Source organism: Belliella alkalica (assembly GCF_022549785.1).
Classification (GTDB): domain Bacteria; phylum Bacteroidota; class Bacteroidia; order Cytophagales; family Cyclobacteriaceae; genus Belliella; species Belliella alkalica.
Genome location: NZ_JAKZGO010000009.1, coordinates 101,778 through 124,447 on the forward strand (window position 1 = coordinate 101,778; position 22,670 = coordinate 124,447).

The window sequence follows — 22,670 nt, forward strand, 5'->3', positions numbered from 1 at the left end:
TTCGTATTAAAATAGAAAAAGTCACTATTCAGTGACCTTTTCTATGCTAGGTATATTTAATCTTAGTTTCTATTGACAGCATTAAGCATATCAAATGCTACTTCTAACCTTTCTACAAAGTTCTCTTCACCTTTTCTCATCCATGCTCTTGGATCATAGAATTTCTTATTTGGACTATCAGGACCATTAGGGTTTCCAAGTTGTGTTTGAAGGAACCCTTCATTTTTTTGGTAATATTTTAACACACCTTCCCAAAATGCCCACTGCATATCTGTATCAATGTTCATTTTTACCGATCCGTAACTATTCGCTTCTCTGATTTCTTCTACAGTAGAACCTGACCCACCATGGAATACGAAAAACAAAGGCTTACCAGAAGTGCCATATTTCTCATTAATAAAGTCTTGGGAATTCTTCAGAATAATTGGCTTCAAACTTACGTTTCCAGGCTTGTATACTCCATGCACATTTCCAAAAGCAGCGGCAATTGTAAACATATCTCCAACTTGTTTCAAGTTTTCGTAAGCATATGCTACTTCCTCCGGCTGTGTATATAGCTTAGAACTATCGATATCTGTATTATCTACACCATCCTCTTCACCACCAGTCACACCAAGCTCTATCTCAATGCCCATTTGCAGCTTGTTCAGTTCCTCAAAATACTTCACTGAAGTACCCACATTCTCTTCCAAAGTCTCCTCTGACAAATCAAGCATATGAGAACTGTAAAGTGGTCTTTTGAAAGCTTCATAGTAAGATTTCCCCTCTGCCAACATACCATCTACCCAAGGCAATAATTTTTTTGCTGCGTGGTCAGTATGTAAAATTACAGGTACTCCATATGCCTCAGCCATTTTGTGAACATGCAAAGCACCAGAAATAGCCCCTGCTACACTCGCTTGCTGCTTATCATTTGGAAGTGATTTACCCGCATAAAATTGTGCCCCACCATTTGAAAATTGAATGATTACTGGAGAATTTACTTTTTTTGCAGTCTCTAAAACTCCATTTATTGTACTGGTATTGATCACATTTACCGCTGGAAGTGCAAATTCACTTTCTTTCGCGTAAGACAATAAGTCCTTCAGCTCTTCACCGTACTTTACTCCTGGTTTGAATTTCATGATGTTGATTTAATGGTTTGATTATTATTTTCGTATCGCCTAATCTTATGCTGACGATTATCATTGAGGTCAAAGATATAAAGACCTGCCTTAAAATCCTTTATTTCCAACTCTAAAATATTACTTTTACTATCTGATAAACTTTAGGACACTATTCTATCAAAGTTATTTTATTATAAATAATCCATATTTTTTCATATATCTACAAAACAGGAATCTAACTTATCAAAAAACACCCCAATAGATATTTATTGATATTAAACAATGGAAAGTGCTTACGCAAGAAATTACTAAAAAAACATTGGAGAAACACATTTAAGACTCCAGAGCAATCGATTGAAATACAAATTTCATTTTATGAATTTCGAATGATTGCAATAATTTATAAAAAATAATTTTGTGGAAATAACTATTTAAAATTTAATTTTTGTAAAATTTAACATAAATTGAAATCTTAGAATAATATAATTTTTATGAAATTAGGTCAAGCTACTATCAAAGACATTGCAAAAGAGCTAAATGTATCACTCTCCACTGTATCCAGAGCTTTGAAGGACTACCCAGGGATCAGTAATGAAACAAAAAGAAAAGTAAAAGAACTTGCAGAAAAACTTAATTATAGACCAAATGCTATAGCGCTTAGCTTAAGAAAAAGTAAATCCTTTACCATTGGTGTCATCATTCCTGAAGTTGTACATTTCTTTTTTTCTACTGTGATCAGTGGAATTGAAGAAGTTGCTTTTGCAAATGGCTACAATGTCATCCTTTGTCAAACTAATGAAAAACTCCAAAGAGAGTTGAGCAGTATCGAAGCTATGCTTGATAACCAGGTAGATGGTCTTCTGGTCAGTTACTCAAAGGAGACGGAAGATTTCAACCATTTCACAAAACTATTGAAACAGAACTTCCCTATCGTATTTTTTGATAGAGTTCCTGAAATTGAGAATACTGTAAATGTAACGGTAAATGATTTCAAAGGCGCATATGACGCTACTTCTCACTTGATCAATCAAGGTTACAAAAATATCGCGCATTTGGCAGGACCAAAAAACCTTACGATAAGTAGAAAAAGACTAGATGGGTATTTAGCTGCACTTCAAGACCACTCCATCAAACATAATCCTGATTGGATCATCCCATGCCCGATAGGCACGCAGGAAGAAAGCTTTGAATTCACTAAAAGACTATTTGAAAATGAAAAAGCTAAACCTGATGGTATATTTGCAAGCAATGACATTGCTGCTGCCGGAGCCATGATGGCAGTAAAGTCTTTGGGATTAAAAGTCCCTAGTGATGTAGGTGTAGTAGGTTTTTCTGATTGGCAATTCTCTTCCATGATAGACCCTCCCCTTTCCACAGTTTCACAACCAGGTTTTCAAATGGGCGAAAAAGCAATTTCCCTTCTCCTTGAAATGATCAACAAAAAGAAAGATGAAACTTGGACTCCAAAAACTGTGGTATTGGAAACAGAATTGATTATCAGGAAATCATCTGAAAAAATCATTACAGAATAGCCTAAAATTTAAATACCTTACAGATTAGGATTCTCAAGCTTTATCATGACAAAGTAAGGGTAAGTGGTCGTCTAAATTGAAAAATCAAGTCTGATTTTCAAAATATTTAAAAAAAAGAGAAAAATTGTTGCTTTTTTATGCAATCGTTTGAATAGGGCTTGATTTTTAACATTGCCTAATTCAAAGCAAGTTTAAATGAATTCTAACTTCTTAACCTGCATAGAAACAATTTTTTACTTTAATTATACTTTCTAAATTTAGCTTAGACAAATTGCTTATAGCAACAAAACGAGCCTAAAAAACAATCAAATGACCTTTTCTACAAATAGCAAAAAACATAATCAAAACCTCCAAGCGGGTAAGGTTGAGAATTGGGATAAAAACGAACTTGGTGTTACCGGAAAAACAACAAATGCAAATTTTTCAATCGCTGTATATAATCATGACACGATCCGAGTACAGGTAAGCCAAGAGGAAACTTTTGATCAAAATCCATATAGTGTTATTAACCAGCCAAAAAAAGTTGATTTTGAGATAACAGATAATGAAAATTCAATCTCAATTTCCACTGACTTGATTGAAGCAAAAATCAATATCAACCCTTTTCATATAAAATTTTTGGATAAAAAGGGAAATGTGATCAATGAAGATGATGAATCATTTTCTGTTTCATGGCTTGGGACTGAAATTACCAATTACAAAAAAGTCCAAGCAAACGAGAAGTTTATTGGATTGGGAGAGAAAACTGGGAATCTCAACAGAGCCGGAAGAGCCTACACCAATTGGAATACAGATTACTTTGCTTATGGAATAGGTGATGATCCCCTGTATCTATCCATTCCTTTTTATATCGGAATCCACCAAGAGTTGGCTTATGGAATCTATTTTGACAATACCCACAAGTCAGTATTCAATTTTGGAGCTTCCAATAACCGCTTTATGTACTATGCTGCCGATGGTGGGGATATGGATTATTATTTCATTCACAACCAAACTGTCGGGGAAATTATCGGTGCTTATACACATCTGACAGGAAGAATGGAAATGCCTCCAATGTGGGCCTTGGGCTTTCAGCAATGCCGCTACTCATACTATCCCGATACAGAAGTGCTGAATTTGGCAAGAACCTTCCGAGAAAAGGACATGCCAGCTGATGTGATATACTTAGATATCCATCATATGGAAAAATACAAAGTATTCACTTTTGACAATGAAAAATTCAGTGATCCCAAGGCCATGATCAGCAGACTCAAAGAAAAAGGTTTCAAAGTAGTCGTCATCATGGATCCAGGGATCAAGACAGACAAAGGCTATTTGCCTTATGATGAAGGTTTGGAAAAGGATCTTTTTGTCAAATATCCAGATGGAGAAATCTATGAAGGGCAGGTTTGGCCGGGTTGGTGTGCTTTTCCGGATTTCACCAAAGAAGAAACAAGAACATGGTGGGGTGAAAAGATGAAATTCTACAAAGACGCAGGTGTTGATGGATATTGGACTGACATGAATGAACCAGCTTCTTGGGGTCAATTTACTCCAAACTTGATCAATTTCCACTATGAAGGTGAAGTCGTAAGCCATCGAAAAGCAAGGAATATCTATGGACTTCAGATGGCTAAAGCTGCCAAGGAAGGAAGCGAACTTCAATCTCCTGATAGCCGTCCGTTCGTATTGACCAGATCAGGTTTTGCTGGGGTACAACGCTACGCTGCAGCTTGGACTGGGGATAATGTCAGTAGTGAAGAACACATGCTTGCAGGTATTCGCTTGGTCAATAGCTTGGGGTTGAGTGGTGTTTCATTTGCCGGCTATGATGTTGGTGGATTTGCTGGAGAAGCTACTAAATCCCTATTTGCAAGATGGATGAGTATTGCCGCCTTTTCACCATTTTACAGGGCACATTCCATGATCAACAGCAATGACTCTGAGCCTTGGTCTTTTGGTGAAGAAGTAGAAGAAATTTCCAAAAACTACATGAAGTTGCGTTACCAATTGCTCCCAACTTTATACAGCAATTTTTACAAAAGCAGTCAAACAGGACTTCCGATAGCTAAAAGCTTAGCGATAGATTATCCTTTTGATCCATTGATATACACAGAATTGTTCCAAAACCAGTATTTGTTTTGCGACTCAATGCTGATTGCCCCAATAGAAAGCACGAGACAGATTGCAAAAGTCTATCTTCCAGAGGGTGATTGGTACTATTTCTATAATGACCAAAAGTTCTCTGGAAATCAAATCGTGTATGTTGACACACCTTTGAGTTATTTGCCTGTTTTTGCAAAAGCAGGTTCGATAATGGCCATGCAAAGCACTATTCCACACACCGAAAGTAAAAATGATGGAGTATTGAGACTTCATATCTACAAAGGAGAAGGTAATAATAGCTATACCCATTACGAAGATGATGGAATTAGCAAAGCATATAAAGGAAATGGTTATTTCAAAAGGGAGGTAAAGTGGGATTCGGAAAATCAGGAAATCCACTTTGGTGCAGTTGATGGGGAATACAAATCTAAGTTTGAAAAAATCCAATTATTCATCCACGGAATATCCGCTGATAAAATTTCCATCAATGACTTACAAATCAACGCTAATACAGAAAACTTGGCTTTCTTGGGAAGGTTGACTGATTTTGACCCATTACCTGATCATTCGCACCCATATTTCGAAATCGAAAACATCAATTCATTTATAATTGAACATCAATTTGAAGAATTTACAATCAAAATCTAATTAGGTAATAGATTAACCGCAATGACGCCAGTAAGTGAATATATCACTTAAAATTATGCGAATAATCGCCAACTACGCCACGGTGCACGAGAATCTACAGTCATCCGACAACAGCTGATTAAAATGAACTTCAAACAATATTATAAATGGCTACTAGTGTAAAAGCGTATATACAGATTAGGTAATATGATTATCCGCAAATACACATCTGAAATAACTTCAATTCGGATTTGAGAATAAATACCAATATCAAATTTTGACATGTGTTGGTCTGTAAGGACCAAGGCTAGGATCGAAGCAAATTGAAAACTATTGGTCTGTGGAGACACAAACCAAGATATATTGGTCTGTGAGGACACAGACCAAGGTAAGAGAAATAAGTATAAAATGATATTCCATAATAGCACATTTCAATAAACCCAAGAAAATGCAAGTAGAAGAAAATAAGCCGAAACTGAGTTTTTGGCAAATCTGGAATATGAGTTTTGGATTTTTGGGTATCCAATTTGGATTTGCACTCCAAGGGGGATTTATGTCAAGAATCTTCCAAACCCTAGGTGCCGAAAAAGACGCTATCCCGATGCTTTGGATCGCAGCACCTTTGACGGGTCTTTTGGTTCAGCCAATTGTAGGTTACCTGAGCGATAGGACTTGGCATCCCAAATTTGGCAGGAGAAGGCCATTTTTCTTCTTTGGAGCAGTTTTTAGTACCATTGCGTTGTTCTTTGCACCTTATTCCAGTGCGTTGTGGATGGCAGCTGGATCACTTTGGATCTTGGACGCATCTATCAATATCAGTATGGAACCGTTCAGGGCGTTGGTGGCAGACAAGTTACCTGATAGCCAAAGATCATATGGATTTGTGGTACAAACACTCATCATAGGAATCGGTACTTGGATAGCGAGTAACCTGCCTTGGTTTATGACTCAAATTGGTGTGCCCAATACAGCAGAACCAGAGGTGATCCCTGACTCTGTGAAATTTGCCTTTGGAATAGGTGCGGTGGTTCTATTTTCCTCAATCCTCTATACCATCCTGACTACCAAAGAATATCCACCTGAAAATCTGGAGGAATTTGAAAAAGAAAATGAAGAGAGCAGTGGTTTTTTGAAAGGTGTAACAGAAATATTCAAAAACATCTTCGGGATGCCTAATGTAATGCTCAAACTAGGTTTGGTCCAGTTTTTTTCTTGGTTTGCATTTTTCACCATGTGGAGTTTTGCAACTCCTGCGATTACAGAGCATATTTTCAAAGCGACCGATACTGCTTCCGTAGCCTACAATGATGCAGCAGATAGCGTTGGGAATTATTTGGGGACTTATGGATTAACTTCCATGTTTTTTGCACTGATCCTTGCCTTAATCACCAGCAAAGTAAAAATCAACCGAAAACTAGTCCATATGTTCAGCCTGTTTGCGGGTGGAGTGGGATTCATATTGATTTATTTTATTTCAGAACCTTGGATGCTTCATATTTGCTTTGCACTTGTGGGAATAGCTTGGGCAAGTATCCTTTCGATGCCTTACGCCATGCTCTCGAGTTCGGTCAATCCCAAACAAATGGGTGTTTACATGGGGATCTTCAACATGTTTATCGTAATACCTCAAATCATAGCAGCCATAGGAGGAATCAATTACATGTACAAATTGCTTTTTGGAGAAGAAGTCGTATTCACCATGGTGCTTGCAGGGACTTCCCTGATTGTGGCAGGGCTTTGTAATTTGTTTATTACAAATAAAAATGTCACACATGATGGGTAATCCAAATTAACTTAATCTACTTCTAATTCATCTATTCGATAAAGCCCAGTAGGACTGGTTTCAATCCATTTCCCTACAATCTCATGAATTTCAGAAGTACTTCTACTTTTGATTGTAAGCTTGTATGATAGTTTTCTTTTTCTCATTTCAATATTATTGGTGAATATAGATTTTCCTGCTGGAGCTTCTATAGTAACCATCAGATTAGGTAAATATGGAATAGACGATGGGTTTTTGCTGTATATACTCATCCTATCAGAAAAATAAATACTTCCATCAATGATTTCAGAAGGTGTCTCAACTTCTACTAAGTCACTCTCAAACCAAATAAAGGCATTCATTTCTTCACTTTTAAAATAGGAGTTAACAATCACATTAGTACCAACAAATGGGGAAACTTCCAGCTGCCTTGTTTCTAGAAAATCAAACTCATATCTATGTATGTTGTTTCTCATATAGAGAGAATCCCCATCATCTTCACCTTGATAAAACTCAATCCCTTCAAAATCATAACCCGCAGATTCCACTTGATCTACATAAATTCTTTTAGAATTATTATCGTTTTGAAGCATTAGAACTATTCCATATGGTTTACCAGAAGCATTCTCTTTCAGTTTAATCTCCAAAACACCATTGGTCTGGTGTCTGATTTCAAAGCCAACATAATTAGTCGAAGACACTATAGATCCAAGGCCGAACAACTCTAATTGACGGTTTTCTGAGACCAACTCTCCATTTAAATCAAATACATCACCAAATATCCTAAGTCTTCCTTCTTTGTTTTCAATAGTCACCACATCCCATCCATTCGAACCCAACTCAACAGTCTCTAAACCACCCTCACCATCAAAGTCAAGCTGAATGACAGTATATTCATCTTCGGGTTCATTCTGTGAAATGCATCCTACAACTAAAAATAGTAAGGTAAAAACAATCAACAGGTGGCCGCCCTTAACATCAAAAATTAGCATAAGATTATAAATTTTGTAAAACTATTGAAGTTAATTAATAAACAATAATATTTTTTATTATAATTAATATACTAAAAATATGTTTTCGTAATATAAAAAACAAATAAATTTATATTTAGTGAGTTTCCGCCTTGTTACAAGTTAAGCAAGATCAGGCTATCGACATTAGATATTAAACCGTTGACGATTTGATCTTGCTTGAATTTGGTTTACACATTAGTGCCTAGCCTCAGGTTTTGTTCTTTGTTTAATTTTATATCCACTTTCTAACCACTAGCCATTAATAATATAGAATGAAGTTCAATTCAATTGCTGTAGTCGGTTGACTGTGGACTATTGACAGAATGATTCATGTGAAAATCCACTTTCTGATGTCATTGCAGATAATCTTAATGTTTTTATTCTTAAAATAAATCGAATAAAACTTAGCTTTGTGCATGAAAAAAATCACCATCACTGGAGTACCAGAGCATTTTAATTATCCTTGGTTGAAAATCATAGAACAGCAACCATTTTTAGATGAAGGATATGAGCTTATATGGCAGGAAGAAACCAAAGGCTCAGGTGCCATGAACAAAGCCCTGAGAGAAGGCAGTACAGACATTGCATTGGTGCTGACAGAGAGCTTTATCAAAGACAGGATTGAAGGAAATCCAAGTAAGATCATTGGACTTCACATCGCTTCGCCCTTGAATTGGGGAATCCACCTTTCTGCAAAGTCCAAAGAAGAATCGCTAAATGAATTGAGTGAAGTACCTTTTTTGATCAGCCGATTTGGTTCTGGATCACATTTGATGGCTTTTTTGCTAGCCAAGCAGCAAGGATGGGATACCAGTAAATTGAATTTTGAAGTGATAGACAACCTGGAAGGGGCAAAAAAAGCTTTTGAAAACGAGGAAGCTAAAATGTTCCTTTGGGAAAAATACACCACCAAACCACTTGTGGATGCAGGTCAGTTTAAGCGTGTAGGTAAAATCCCTACTCCTTGGCCATGTTTTGTGATAGTGGCTACTGAAAATTCACTAAGTGAAAATGGCTTGATTATAGAAAAAATCAGGGACAAGGTTTATGAATTTGCTTCTCAAATGGTCAAAAATGATGGTTTTTCTGAAACTCTCAGCCTCCGTTACGGAATTTCCCATAAAGATATACAACAATGGCTAACCCAGACAAAATGGGCTACAGATAACGGTATTGCAAAAAAGGATCTTGAAGAAACGATGGATATTTTGCTTGGTTTGGGGTTGGTTAATGAAAAGGTTTTGGTAGAAGGTTTAATTGATCCGAATTTAGTTGAGCTTGTTTGAAATCAATCAGTTTAGTAATTCTAAAGAAAAACTGCACACTTATTCGAAAGAAGAAATTCATCAAAGAGGTATTGACTTCTGTGTTATAACAAATCAAGTAACCATCGATCTCAATTACAATGATGAAAACAATCAAATTTTGGTAGAATCTTGCATAGCAACCAAAGAAAGTAAAGTCAAGGTAGTATTTGAAATTAAACTTTAATATAGTTTCTTTATTTGGGTAAAAGCAAAAACGGGTCTCTCGACCCGTTTTTTTGCTTTAGGAAAGTTCTTCCCAATTCCAATCTTCATTCAATTGATTGATTGCGTGATGTGCAGTCAGGTCATACTGACAAGGGACTATGGATACATAATTGTTGGCGATTGCCCACTCGTCATTGTCTTCTCCTTTGTCAAAATTGACGAAATTACCAGCCATCCAAAAATATTTTCTGCCATTTGGATCAAACCTCTCAGAAAACTCTTCCTGCCATTTGGCATGTGCCTGACGGCAGATTTTGACGCCTTTGATGTCTTCGTTTCTTTTAGGGGGAAAATTGACATTCAATGCTACACCTTTCGGTATCCCATGATCCAAAACTTGCTTGGCAATTTTGTAAACATATTCTTCCACATGGCTAAAATCAGCTTTGGAAGAGTAATCACACAAACTAAAGCCAATCGATGGATAGCCTTCCAATGCACCTTCTATCGCTGCCGACATTGTTCCTGAATACAATACGGAAATGGAAGTATTGCTTCCATGATTGATCCCACTGACTATCAAATCCACTTTTCTGTCTTTGAGGACATAATGCTTAGCAAGCTTTACACAATCTGCTGGAGTCCCACTTGATTTGTAAGCTTGTACATCATCAAAAATATCTTCTTCATACAATCTCAATGTCTCACCGATCGTAATTGCATGCCCCATGCCCGATTGGGGACTATCAGGAGCTACCACGATTACCTCTCCCAACTTCTTCATTACATTTACTAATACTCTAATTCCCTTGGATGTGATTCCATCATCATTTGATACTAGGATCAAAGGTCTTTCTGACATAAAATTTATTTTATTTGATTATAATAGGCAGTAATTCTAAGGAGATCTCCCCTCTTGTCATGCGCCAATCTATTTTTTCTCATGTAAAGCTTCACTTCATCTTCCCTATCATCAAAGAAATCCATCAAGTCTTTTTTCTTTTGGGAGTATTTCTGGATTGCACCGTCCTTAAAAAAGTAAAAATTGAATGCCAATCTGTGCCCTGCTCCCATCATAGGCCCTCCCCACATAGGATTCATCATCATTGGGCCATACATCCCCATTGATCTATTGTCTGTGGTCACATATTCCCTGCATAATAATGCTACATCATCTCCTTGGGTTAATACTTCAAATAATACAGGAGTTTGGTAATCTGTAGCCAAGGCATATGGCAAAGAGTAAAATGTTCTGATTCCACCATACACTTCATCATAGATTTCAAATTGTAGCACGTTTGATGCGCCAAATGTTTCGATGCTTTCTCTTTGCAATTGAACAATATTGTTTTCTAAGTCATACTGAACAAATCCTGTATATTCTCTACCATCGGTTGCGACGATTTTCCCCTTATGCCAAATCTGGGAGGGGAATTTATTTTGTGCCCAAGTATTGATACTTATGAAAGTGATGAAAAAAAGAAATATTGGAATCCTTTTCATATTTTAGGTCATTTTGATGTTAACTTTATTATTAACGACAAAAAACGCAAATTGGTTGAATCAATGTGGTTAATTAAGGGAATAGGGAATAGAGGAATAGTTGATTTGGGATTAGTGTAATAGTTGTTTAGGGAATGGTTAAATAGTGGATTAGTTTATTAATTGATTTGAAATAGGTTGAGTAGTTGATTCGTGGAATAGTCGACTGGTTAATTTGTGGATTAGTTGATATGGGACTGGTTTAGAAGTTGAATAGAGGATTCATTTAGGAGAAACCTCAAAAAAACAACTATTTACTAAACCCCCTATTCAACCAATTAACTTAATAACTAATTAACCTATCAATCAGTCAACTCAATAACTAAATTCACTATTCCCTCTATCAACTTTTTCACTCAATTAACTAATAACTAAATTGACTATTCACTGAATTAACTAAATCACCTATTAACCATTTCACTCAATTAACTGATAACCTAATTAACTATTACCCCAATTGACTACATCATCCATTTACTTCTTAAGGATTGAATGACCCATTTGATCTCTTTTGGTTTCCAAGTACTTTTTGTTGTGTGGGTTAGAGTCTATCTCTATAGGTAACTGCTCGACTATTTCCAAACCGTAGCCTAGCAAACCTACCCTTTTGGTCGGATTATTTGTTATGAGTCTGATTTTGCTAATCCCTAAATCTCTTATAATTTGGGCACCTACACCATAATCTCTTTTATCCATTGGAAAACCCAAAGCAAGGTTTGCCTGAATTGTATCCATTCCTTGTTCTTGGAGCTTGTATGCTTTTAGCTTGTTGATCAATCCGATACCTCGTCCTTCTTGATTCATATACAAAACTACCCCTTTGCCTTCTTTTTCCACCATCTCCATGGCACGGTGCAATTGAGGTCCACAGTCACATCTACATGAACCAAAGATATCACCTGTAACACAAGATGAATGTACTCTAACCATCACAGGTTCATCCTCTGTCCATTCACCTTTGATCAAAGCCATGTGAATCTCATCCGTATTGGTCTGTCTATACGCTATCAAATCAAAATCTCCAAAGTCAGTTGGCATTTCTACACCAATCTCCCTTTTGATCAATGATTCATTTTTCAATCTATAAGCAATCAGATCCTTGATGGAAACCAATTTGAGGTTGAATCTCTTGGCTACTTCAAACAAATCCGGAAGTCTTGCCATGGTGCCGTCTTCATTCATGATTTCGACCAATACTCCTGCTGGCTGTAAGCCTGCCAATCTTGAGAAATCAATTGCTGCTTCTGTATGTCCAGCTCTTCTCAACACACCACCTCTTTTGGCTTTAAGTGGAAAAATATGACCTGGCTTTCCAAGTTCATCAGGATGGATCGAATCGTCAACTAGCGCTCTGATCGTTTTGGCACGATCGCTTGCCGAAATCCCTGTAGTACATCCATGTCCTACCAAATCCACAGAAACTGTAAATGGTGTCTCAAATGCTGCAGTATTGCTACCTACCATCAATTGAAGTCCTAATTGTTCGCATCTGTCTTCTATCAAAGGCGCACAGATCAAACCACGACCATGCGTGGCCATAAAATTTACAATCTCTGGAGTAACTTTCTCTGCCGCACATACAAAGTCGCCTTCATTTTCTCTATCCTCATCATCGACTACAATGATTACTTCTCCGTTTTTGATGGCTTCTATTGCTTCCTCAATGGAATCTAACTGACGTTCTTGGGTCATAACTATAATATTGAATGCTTTATATTAGGGTTTACAAAATTACGAGCTTTATCGGATTAAAACCGAAGAACTCCAATTTAAGTTTGGTCAATTGCTAATTACTATGCCTAATTGTTTATTAATATCAACCAAGAATCGATTCAATTCCATATATACTTTTATAAAATTATCCATAGACTCGTTTGATTCTTTGTTAGTTTCTGCCTCTTTAATTTTTAAAAGAGTTTCATTGAGCATTTTTTTCAAAACTTTTCTTTTAAGCCGCAAAATATTTTCATAAATGGACTTAGCTAAATCATCTGCTTCTGTAGCTGTAAAAATCTTATGTCTTTCTTCCCAAAGCTTTGAGATTTCATGTTTAGGAGAGATCAAGGTAATGATTTCATTTCTCACTTCGATGTCCTGAGAAGTCAAGAAATGCTGGGGATGCGGCAAAATCTTATTTGCCAAGGCTTCTTGATAGAGTTTTAGGATTTTGGTGAATACAGGTGTTTCAAAAACCAACTCTTGTGTCTCTTGCAATAGATATTCACAAACACTTAATTCCTCAGAAACCATTTCAAACCCATAGTTTACAAGCATACGAATCATTTCACGCTCTTGAGCTTCCAGTTGGGAAGAAAAAGATATCCCCTCCTCTTTGGTAGGAAGAAAATTTTCAAATGGTGTTTCTTGGGTTTCATCATCCCTTTGGTCTCTGAAGTATTGGTCTTTTTGAACCTTTAGGATGATTTTGTTCAACTCCACCTGAATGATCTCCTCTTCTATCTCCAGCAAGCTGGCAGATTGGCGAACATAAACAGACCTAATGATAGGATCTGCTATTTTGGAAAGACTTGAAACGACTTGCTTGATCAGATCAGCTCTTTTGATCGGGTCATTAGAGGCTTCATCTGCATGAAGACCTATTTTGAAAGCTATAAAGTCTTGGGCATTTTTTTCCAAATAATCGGTAAAAGCCTGCGAACCGACTTTTCTAGAATAACTATCAGGATCATCACCATCTGGAAAAACGACAGCTTTGACATTCAACCCACCTTCCAAAAGCATATCTATACCACGGAGAGAGGCTTTGATCCCTGCAGAATCTCCATCAAATAGTACAGTTACATTATCCGTAAACCTTTTGATTAGTTTGATCTGATTCTCTGTCAAGGAGGTTCCTGAAGATGCTACTACATTTTCGATGCCCGAAAGATGAAGAGAAACCACATCTGTGTAACCCTCTACCAAGTAGCAATTGTCTTTTTCCCGGATAGATTTTTTGGCCTGAAACATCCCGTAGAGCACATCACTTTTGTGATAGACATCTGTTTCAGGTGAATTGATATATTTTGGTTGCTTCTTGTCTTGAGTGAGGATTCTTGCGCCAAACCCTATTGGTTTTCCACCCAAATTATGGATAGTGAAAGTGACCCTTCCCCGAAATCTATCATAAACCCGAGTTTGATCGCCTTCTTTTTGCAAAATCAAGCCTGCCTTGAGCAAAATCTCCTCAGAATGCCCAGCCGCTTTTGCAGCTTTCAAAAGATGATCCCAACCATCAAGTGTGTAACCTAAGTCAAACTTTTCAATGATCGATTGGCTAAACCCCCTTTCCTTGAAATAGCTTAGCCCAATAGCACGTCCCTCTTCTGTTTGGAGGTTTTGGACGAAAAAATCTTTGGCGAAATTCAAAGCAATATATAAGCTTTCCTTTTCATTGTAGGCCTGAATATCCTCAGGAGTGCTAGCGTGGTCTTCTTCTACCTCAATACCATATTTGACAGCTAGATGCTTGATGGCTTCACCAAAACCAAGCCCCTCGATATCCATTACAAATTGTATTGGGTCTCCTGCTTTTCCACAGCCAAAGCATTTATAGATTTGCTTGGCTGGTGAAACAGAGAAAGAAGGGGATTTTTCATTGTGAAAAGGACAGCAAGCCCAAAGGTTTTGACCTTTCTTTTTTAGGGGCACGTAGTCGTTGACGACATCTTCAATATCTGCTCGTTCTCTTACTTTTTCGGTCGTTGCTCTACTAATTCCCATTAATCATTCACTTAAAAAGTCAAAGATAAAAGTATTCCTGCAAAACATAAGAATGTATTCAGATAAACTATTTGACCCTGTTAAAAGTTAGAATTTAGTATATGATTATCCGCAATTACACCAGAAGGTAAATAAAACAATTGGGTCAAGCGGATAATTGTCGACGGATGACAGTCGACAGTCGACAGCAGCTGAATTCAAAGTTTGTACCTAATTAAATAAGAGTACTGGTGTGAAAGCGGATACACATATTTTACTAAATCAAAAATTAAATAATAGCAAGATCAGTAGTTTTATTTAGAACAATTATAGACTAACTTGCGCCAAATTCAGAAAAAACAGTCCATGAGCTTTAATAAAGAACAAGTCCTTCAGGCATTATCAAAAGTAGAAGACCCAGATTTGAAAAAAGATCTGGTAACCCTGGGGATGATTCAAAATATTGAAATAGAAGGGAATAAATTGAGCTTCAAAGTGGTATTGACCACTCCTGCATGTCCTCTCAAAGAAGTTATAAAAAACAATTGCTTAGAGGCGATTGAAAATTCACTGGGTGCCGATGTGGAAGTTGACATTTTCATGACTTCCAATGTCACGACTACTAGAGACAACACCCCACTTTTGCCGCAAGTGAAAAACATCATCGCAATCGCATCAGGAAAAGGTGGTGTAGGCAAATCCACTACAGCGAGCAACTTGGCTGTAGCATTGGCAAACTCTGGAGCTAAAGTTGGTTTGATAGATGCAGATATTTCTGGTCCTTCTGTACCGACAATGTTCAATGTAGAAGCCGAACAACCATCAGTCAAACAAGTAGATGGAAAAAACATCATTATCCCAATAGAACAATATGGAGTGAAGTTGATGTCGATAGGCTTCTTGACACCTTCAGATTCAGCAGTAGTATGGAGAGGACCAATGGCTAGCTCAGCATTAAAGCAATTTATAGCAGATGTGGAATGGGGAGAGTTGGATTATTTACTTATTGATCTACCTCCAGGAACTTCTGATATTCATTTGACAATGGTGCAAACAATTCCTGTAACTGGAGCCGTGATTGTCACCACGCCGCAGAAAGTAGCGCTAGCAGATGCAACCAAAGGATTGACTATGTTCAGGCAGCCACAGATTAATGTTCCAATCTTAGGTGTTATCGAAAATATGGCTTATTTTACGCCTGAAGAGCTCCCTGACAACAAATATTATTTGTTTGGAAAAGAAGGAGGTAGAAGATTGGCTGAGAAATTTTCTGTGCCATTCTTGGGAGAGATTCCAATAGTACAAAGTATAAGAGAAAGTGGTGATACTGGTTATCCTGCTGTATTCAAAGAGGGAATCACAAAAGTAGCTTTTTCTGAATTGGCAGAAGCCGTCGCAAGGCAAGTCGCTATCAGAAATGCTGAAAAAAGTAAAACAGAAGTTGTCCATGTGAATGGATAAATTTCATTTGTAAATGATCAAAACTTACGTTGCACAACGTATATCAAAGAATAAACTGATTATCAGAATGGAAATGAACGAAAAAATTGAGCAGGCATTGGATAGCATAAGACCATATCTGGAGGCAGATGGAGGAAATGTTAGAGTGGTAGAATTGACAGAAGATATGGTTTTGAGATTGGAACTAACAGGTGCCTGTAGCTCATGTCCAATGTCCACGATGACCTTGAAGGCAGGTGTAGAAGAAGCTATCAAAAGGGCTATACCTGAAATTGTAAAAGTAGAGGCTATCAACATTGCCGTTGTGTAAAAAATAAGTATTGAAATTTATGAACAGGATATTTCTAAAGCTTTGGATAAGATTGGGCTTATCCTTTTCATTTATATTTTTGAGCGTTAATGTTTTTTCACAAAGTTTTTTTGGTCAGCCTTATAACCATATACATGATGAAAAATGTGCTTCTGTACATATAGAGAAAATTCAAGAAGAAGCGCTTGGTATTTACGGAAGTAGAGAATACTTTGAATCATGGATGTCAGGAAAAATTGAATATAATTCCAAAAGGCCTGCTATTCAACAGCGATTACAAAATGAAAGCAGAGTAATCCCTGTAGTGGTACATGTCATTCATAATGGAACTGGAATAGGACAAGGCACGAATATTCCCCAATCACAGATTGATGCACAAATAAGAACTTTAAACGAAGATTTCAGAAGGCAAAATGCTGATCAAAACCAAACTCCCGCGGAATTTCTAAGCGTTGCAGCGGATGCAAATATCGAATTCGTGTTGGCGAAAGTCGATCCAAATGGTTTCCCAACAACAGGAGTCGTTCGTGTACAAGGCACAAAATCTATCTATGGCATAGATGATGCAGCAGTAATTTCATCTATATCTTCTTGGCCTCCAGAAGACTATTTGAACATATGGGTGGTACCACTATCGCAACCATTTATAGGTTATGCAACTTTCCCTATATCAGATCTACCTGGATTAAACTTTGCACCCTCTCCTGTGGAATTTGACGGGATAACTGTAGACTACAGGTATTTTGGGGAAGGTGGCAGTGCTGTATCTAGTTCAAGAGGAAGAACTGCTACACATGAAGTAGGTCATTACTTAGGTTTGAGACATATTTGGGGAGATGCAAATACAGGTCAGGACGGCTGTTTGGTTGATGATTTTGTCGATGATACTCCTAATCAAGATGCTGATAACAATAACTGTAGGATAAATAATCCAAGGTTTTCTTGCGGTTCTCGTGACATGACAGAAAACTACATGGATTACTCTCCTGATGCATGCATGAATCTATTTACGCAAGGGCAAGTGGATAGAATAAATGTAGTGCTGGAGTTTAGCCCAAGAAGAGCTTCACTAATAAATAATTTTGCAACGAGAGAACCAATACTTGCAGATTTAGACCTTTCCATTGAAGAAATAATCAACCCAAGGGATTTAATTTGCTCGAATAACATAGTACCACAAATCACACTTCTAAATCGTGGTATCAACAACATTAATTCTGCAAGAATTCAGATTTTGCTAAATGATAACATTATCGAAACAAGAGATTTAACCATCACACTTTCTACAGCAGAATCTATTGACATTTCATTCAACACTTTAACCTTGGCTGGTGACGGTCAGACAGAGTTCAAGGCTCGCATTGTACAGGTAAATGGTGGGATTGATGATAATATTACAAATAATGAATTAACCACTGTACCTATTTTACAGCCAGAAATCAATTTACCATTCACACTTGACTTATCAGAATCAGGAAATGATTGGATCATTAGAAACCCAGACAATTCATTTACATGGGAGAGAACAACACTTCCAATTTCTGGTGTAAATCAAAATTTATTATTTATCAGGCACTATGAATATGAATCTCCAGGACAATTGGATTTCTTTATTTCTCCATCAATCAATTTGACCAATTTCCCAAATGCTCAACTGACATTCAATCTAGCGCATGCACCGTTTGAAAACCCTAGTTTGTCAGATATCCTTTATGTAGCTGTCTCTACAGATTGTGGGAATACTTTTGATATCATTAACCCTCCATATAGTAAAGACAGGACATTTCTTCAGACTTCTACTCCTACCCTGAATGAGTTCATCCCAACGAGCAATGCTCAGTTTAGAAGAGAAATATTAAACCTATCTGCTTTTTCTGACTTCGATAATGTGAGAATTGCTTTTATCACAAGAAACGGATATGGCAATAATATATATCTAAAAGATGTTGAAATACTCTCTGAAGAAACTTTTAATTACAAATTAGATTTGAATCAACTGATAAGTCCGGGCCCTATCAATAATGGTTCACAACAATCTGAAGTAATTCAATTAACCAATTCAGGAAACTTACCAGTTAATGGATTCTTAATCACCAGAAGTACGAATGGTGGTAACGAGCAAATATTTATCGCTAGAGGTCAGAATATAGCAGTAGGAACCAGCACTACCATAGAACTGCCAAACTCTATAGTAAATACTGGGGTTTCTAGACTAGAATACTTTATTGAAAATCCGAATTTTGACCAAAACTTTGGCAATTCATCCAACACTACTCAGTTTACTGTGAAAAATGAAGCTACCATTAGGTCTCCTTGGAGACAAAATTTCGATGGTACTGTTTCTTTTTTACCATGGTCAGCTATCAACGTAAAAACAAATACAAATACCTGGAAATTGACTTCACTTCAATCAGGATCACAAAACAATGCTATAGTTTTAGAAAGCCAAGACTCTAGAGAATCCAATTGGTTTGGATCGCCAATGTTTGACCTTAGTACTAGTAGGCAGGCCAGTATATTCTATGACCTAGGAGCAGCAAATCAGACTGAGAATACTGTTTTTAAAATTATGATCAGTCAAGATGGTGGCGTCACTTACAATGAAATTAGCAGAAAAACTGGTTCGCAAATCAACACAGTGGAATCTGTTGATTTCAACCCAAATACACGTGAAAATTTCAGGAGAGAATTTGTCAACCTCTCAGAATATTCAGGTTCAGGAAATACTAATGTAAGAGTTGCTTTTGTAGTTGAGAATGGAAGTCAAAACAACGGAGATGTATTTTTGGATAATATTGAATTATTCCTTTCTGCAAATGAAGATCCTGTAGACCCAGGTCTTGGAAACACTGTGATTTTCCCGAACCCTGCACGAGACATATTCAATATTGCTTTCAATTTCGCAACCTATGAAACTGTTAATATTCAGATTTTCTCTTTGACAGGCGCACTTGTGCAAGATATAGATTATCCAAATACATTGAACCAGACATACAGCTTCTCTAGTCAACTTTTCTCAAAAGGTGTATTCATTGTTAAAATCACAAGTAACTCTATAACTGAAACCAGAAAACTAATAATTCATTAAATAATCAAAATGTTATCTTTAAAGAGAAACTGACGAAAGGGATGTTAGAATTACGATTAAAAGTGATTTTATCAGATAAGGATAGTCAAATTATAAATACCCAATGTCAATTAAGCTAAAGCTAGCCTTAATCAAAAGCCAATTCAACAAGCTTATAAAATGACCAGTTAAAATAAAACAACGTATAAAAGTCTTACTATGAGAAGTAGTAAAATGGTGTTTTGGATTAGCAACTTGCTCAAAATCCTGTAAGGATACATATTTAAAGATTTTTAATAATGCCTACGGCACATTTATTGGTGAAAAATTAAATATAATTTTACCTTTATAAGTCGGATATAAAACCATTTACTGCATGAGCAATATCAAAGATTCACTCAAGAAAGTTGGAATTCATCTCAGCTTAATTTTGGGAGTAATTATTTTACTTACTTTTATTTTTTTAAAAGTATTCTTACCATCTTATACAAATCATGGACAGACAGTATCTGTACCGGATTTAGAAGGGTTTGAATATAGTGAAATAGAAGACTATCTTAAGAACAGAAACCTAAAATATGAAATCAACATTGACAGTGGATTCAATGCAGAATTAAAGCCATTGACAGTATTGAAACAATCCCCTAAAGCAGGGCATAAAGTAAAATCAGGTCGTAAAATTTACTTGACGCTGAATTCTAAAAATGCACCAATGATTAATATGCCAAATTTGGTAAATGGTCAATTGAAGAATGTTCAAGAAATTTTAGCAAATATTGGATTGGTAAGGGGCGAGATCAAATATGTTCCAGATATTGGCACCAATGTAGTGTTGGAACAGAAATATCGAGGAAGGAATATTCCTGAAGGGTTTGAAATACCCAAAGGGTCACAAATAGATCTTGTGGTGGGCGATGGCTTAGGAAATCAAATTTTAGATGTTCCAAACTTAATAGGTATGGATGAAACAGATGCGGAATTTTTAATTTTGGGTTCAGGATTAAGAATGGGTAGAATCAACTATGTCACAACAGACTCAGTACCTCAAGGTACGATAGTCCGGCACCTACCACCTGCAGGTGCTGAAGTGAAAACTGGAGAACCTATTGATTTGTGGATATCAGAACTAAATAAAGAGACTAATTTTTAATGAACTCAAATCAATTTAAGATTTTATTTGTCACATTAATTCTTATTTCGATAAGTGTAATAAATACTTTTGGCCAATTTCAACAAATACCTACACCTAAAAAAAATGTTGACATCAACATCAAGTCAGCACGTAAATCAGATGAAACTAAGTTAACACTTCCCTTTTGGGATGATTTTAGTAAATCAGAAATTCGAGATGACCTTTGGATAAACAGTGGAGTCACACATTCATTTAGTGCAGGTAACCTCCCTCCTAGTTTGGGTGTAGCAGTATTTGATGGCATTGGTAATGATGGTCGTCCTTATGAAACTAACCCTATCAATCAAGGATTTACTGATAGGTTAGAATCAAGGCCTTTTGACCTTACAGGTTTGAGTGATCAAGAAAAAGAGAGTGTCTACATTAGTTTTTTTTGGCAAGCGGGAGGTAAAGGGGAACTGCCAGATAGCAATGATCAGATTTCCCTTCAATTTCTTAATAACAACGGCGATTGGACAGAAATCTGGAGTCAAACTGGGAATTTGATTGCCGAGCAATTTTTCTTTACGCAAGAGACTATAAAAGTAACTGAAGAGTTTCAGCACGAAGCTTTTCAATTTAGATTCCTGACCAGAGGTCGGGCTTCTGGGCCATTTGACACTTGGTTAATCGACTATGTTTATCTTAATAAAAATAGAACTTCTACAAATTTAAATTTTCGAGACAGGACATTAACAGGACTAAATACACCTATTTTTGAAAAATACAGTTCTATACCACTCTTTGAATTACAGGCAAATTCTGAAAAGTACCTCAGCCCTATTTCAAATGAATTCAACAACCTTGAAAATCGTTTTCGAGCTATGGAATTCACCGTAGAGCTTAGGGAAAAAGAAAGCAATGAATTGGTTTTAAAAATCAATAATAATACACCTATAAACCCCGTGCCGTTGGCATTGGAAAGAAGACAGTTTACGAGTAACCAAATTTCAAATATTCCAGTACCTGAAGAAGAAGGAGATTTGGAATTGGTCACTTATTTGAGTTCGGGAGATGAGATTCTTTTTCAGATAGTAGGTGGCGATACATTGAGGTTTCCAGAGGTCGACTTTAGAATCAATGATACTGCAAGAACGACCATAGCAATTCGGGACTATTTCGCATATGATAATGGAAGTTTAGATTATTCTGCTGGTATCAACCAAAGATCTGGCATGTTGGCTCAGCGTTTTGAAAAAACGGAAGACGCATACCTAAAAGGTATAAGTATAAATTTTAGCAATTTCACACAATTTGGGAGAGGTGTTGATATTATGGTTTGGAACAATTTGAGTGAAGACCCTATTTATGTCAAAGAAAGTGTCATTCCTCAAAAAGATGTTTTGGAAGAATTTTCGTATTTTGAAATTGATGAAAACATCCTACTTGAAGACGTGTTTTATGTTGGTTTCATGCAATTCACAAATGATTTTATCTATGTGGGCTTAGACAAAAGTAAGGATAACGGAGAAGAGATATTTTTCAACGTAACGGGCACTTGGCAACAGAACGAATTGGTTTCTGGTTCATTGATGATAAGGTCACATTTGTCCTCGCTCCCCCCTTTCGAACAAATAGAATCAAATTTTCCAAAAAAGATTCTTATTTATCCAAATCCTGTTGTAGATTATCTAATGATAGAAGGTAATTTCGAACTAATTCAAGTATTGGATCCCTATGGTCGAGCAATTAAAGTTGAAATTAACGATGCTGAAAAAGGTAAAATTCTTAATTTTGCAGGAACAAAGTCTGGATTGTATTTAATCAATGTATTGGAACAAGGTGAACCTAAATCATATAGAATTTTAGTAAAATAAAAA

Annotated in this window: 15 protein-coding genes; 9 read left to right on the forward strand and 6 right to left on the reverse strand. The window is 36.6% G+C overall.

The annotated features are described in order from the left end of the window. Positions 1-62 precede the first annotated feature (62 nt). Positions 63-1,124, reverse strand: a complete 1,062-nt coding sequence (fbaA, locus tag MM213_RS12360) for a class II fructose-bisphosphate aldolase (protein WP_241412687.1) — start codon at positions 1,122-1,124, stop codon at positions 63-65. A 473-nt stretch (positions 1,125-1,597) separates the two neighbouring features. On the opposite strand from fbaA, the gene MM213_RS12365 reads away from it, so the two are divergent. The 3 genes from MM213_RS12365 to MM213_RS12375 all read left to right on the forward strand — a co-directional run bounded on the left by MM213_RS12365 (position 1,598) and on the right by MM213_RS12375 (position 7,133). Next, positions 1,598-2,638, forward strand: a complete 1,041-nt coding sequence (locus MM213_RS12365) for a LacI family DNA-binding transcriptional regulator (RefSeq protein WP_241412688.1) — start codon at positions 1,598-1,600, stop codon at positions 2,636-2,638. A 309-nt stretch (positions 2,639-2,947) separates the two neighbouring features. After that, positions 2,948-5,371: a glycoside hydrolase family 31 protein gene (locus MM213_RS12370; RefSeq protein ID WP_241412689.1), complete on the forward strand. Its 2,424-nt coding sequence runs from the start codon at positions 2,948-2,950 to the stop codon at positions 5,369-5,371. A 427-nt stretch (positions 5,372-5,798) separates the two neighbouring features. Then, positions 5,799-7,133, forward strand: coding sequence for an MFS transporter (locus MM213_RS12375; protein ID WP_241412690.1), 1,335 nt, complete (start codon positions 5,799-5,801; stop codon positions 7,131-7,133). Positions 7,134-7,144: 11 nt separating this feature from the next. Here the strand turns inward: MM213_RS12375 and MM213_RS12380 are convergent, their stop codons facing one another. After that, the gene (locus tag MM213_RS12380; protein WP_241412691.1) at positions 7,145-8,104 is read right to left on the reverse strand and encodes a hypothetical protein; all 960 of its coding nucleotides are present in this window, start codon (positions 8,102-8,104) and stop codon (positions 7,145-7,147) included. Between the two features lie 437 nt (positions 8,105-8,541). Here MM213_RS12380 and MM213_RS12385 point away from each other — a divergent pair, with 437 nt between their 5' ends. Continuing rightward, positions 8,542-9,411 carry a type 2 periplasmic-binding domain-containing protein gene (locus MM213_RS12385; RefSeq protein ID WP_241412692.1) on the forward strand — a complete coding sequence of 290 codons (870 nt, stop codon included), beginning with the start codon at positions 8,542-8,544 and terminating at the stop codon, positions 9,409-9,411. Between the two features lie 262 nt (positions 9,412-9,673). On the opposite strand, the gene surE is transcribed toward MM213_RS12385, so the two are convergent. From surE to dnaG, 4 genes are all read right to left on the reverse strand, one after another. Then, on the reverse strand, positions 9,674-10,459 hold the full coding sequence (surE, locus tag MM213_RS12390; protein WP_241412693.1) for a 5'/3'-nucleotidase SurE: 786 nt from the start codon (positions 10,457-10,459) through the stop codon (positions 9,674-9,676). A gap of 5 nt (positions 10,460-10,464) precedes the next feature. Beyond that, positions 10,465-11,100: a hypothetical protein gene (locus MM213_RS12395; protein WP_241412694.1), complete on the reverse strand. Its 636-nt coding sequence runs from the start codon at positions 11,098-11,100 to the stop codon at positions 10,465-10,467. A gap of 513 nt (positions 11,101-11,613) precedes the next feature. Then, positions 11,614-12,831: a bifunctional 3,4-dihydroxy-2-butanone-4-phosphate synthase/GTP cyclohydrolase II gene (locus MM213_RS12400; RefSeq protein WP_241412695.1), complete on the reverse strand. Its 1,218-nt coding sequence runs from the start codon at positions 12,829-12,831 to the stop codon at positions 11,614-11,616. 87 nt (positions 12,832-12,918) lie between these two features. Then, complete coding sequence (gene dnaG, locus MM213_RS12405; RefSeq protein ID WP_241412696.1) at positions 12,919-14,862, reverse strand: DNA primase; 1,944 nt, start codon at positions 14,860-14,862, stop codon at positions 12,919-12,921. 345 nt (positions 14,863-15,207) lie between these two features. Here dnaG and MM213_RS12410 point away from each other — a divergent pair, with 345 nt between their 5' ends. The 5 genes from MM213_RS12410 (at position 15,208) to MM213_RS12430 (ending at position 22,667) form a co-directional block, all read left to right on the forward strand. Further along, a complete protein-coding gene (locus MM213_RS12410; protein ID WP_241412698.1) occupies positions 15,208-16,302 on the forward strand; it encodes an Mrp/NBP35 family ATP-binding protein in 1,095 nt (364 codons plus the stop codon). A 67-nt stretch (positions 16,303-16,369) separates the two neighbouring features. Continuing rightward, positions 16,370-16,612 carry a NifU family protein gene (locus MM213_RS12415; RefSeq protein WP_241412803.1) on the forward strand — a complete coding sequence of 81 codons (243 nt, stop codon included), beginning with the start codon at positions 16,370-16,372 and terminating at the stop codon, positions 16,610-16,612. A 19-nt stretch (positions 16,613-16,631) separates the two neighbouring features. Next, the gene (locus MM213_RS12420; RefSeq protein ID WP_241412699.1) at positions 16,632-19,700 is read left to right on the forward strand and encodes a M43 family zinc metalloprotease; all 3,069 of its coding nucleotides are present in this window, start codon (positions 16,632-16,634) and stop codon (positions 19,698-19,700) included. Positions 19,701-20,055: 355 nt separating this feature from the next. Beyond that, entirely contained in the window at positions 20,056-20,829 is a 774-nt protein-coding gene (locus tag MM213_RS12425) for a PASTA domain-containing protein (protein WP_241412700.1), read from the forward strand. Then, complete coding sequence (locus tag MM213_RS12430) at positions 20,829-22,667, forward strand: T9SS type A sorting domain-containing protein (protein ID WP_241412701.1); 1,839 nt, start codon at positions 20,829-20,831, stop codon at positions 22,665-22,667. Before MM213_RS12425 ends, MM213_RS12430 begins: the two co-directional genes overlap by 1 nt. Positions 22,668-22,670 lie beyond the last annotated feature (3 nt).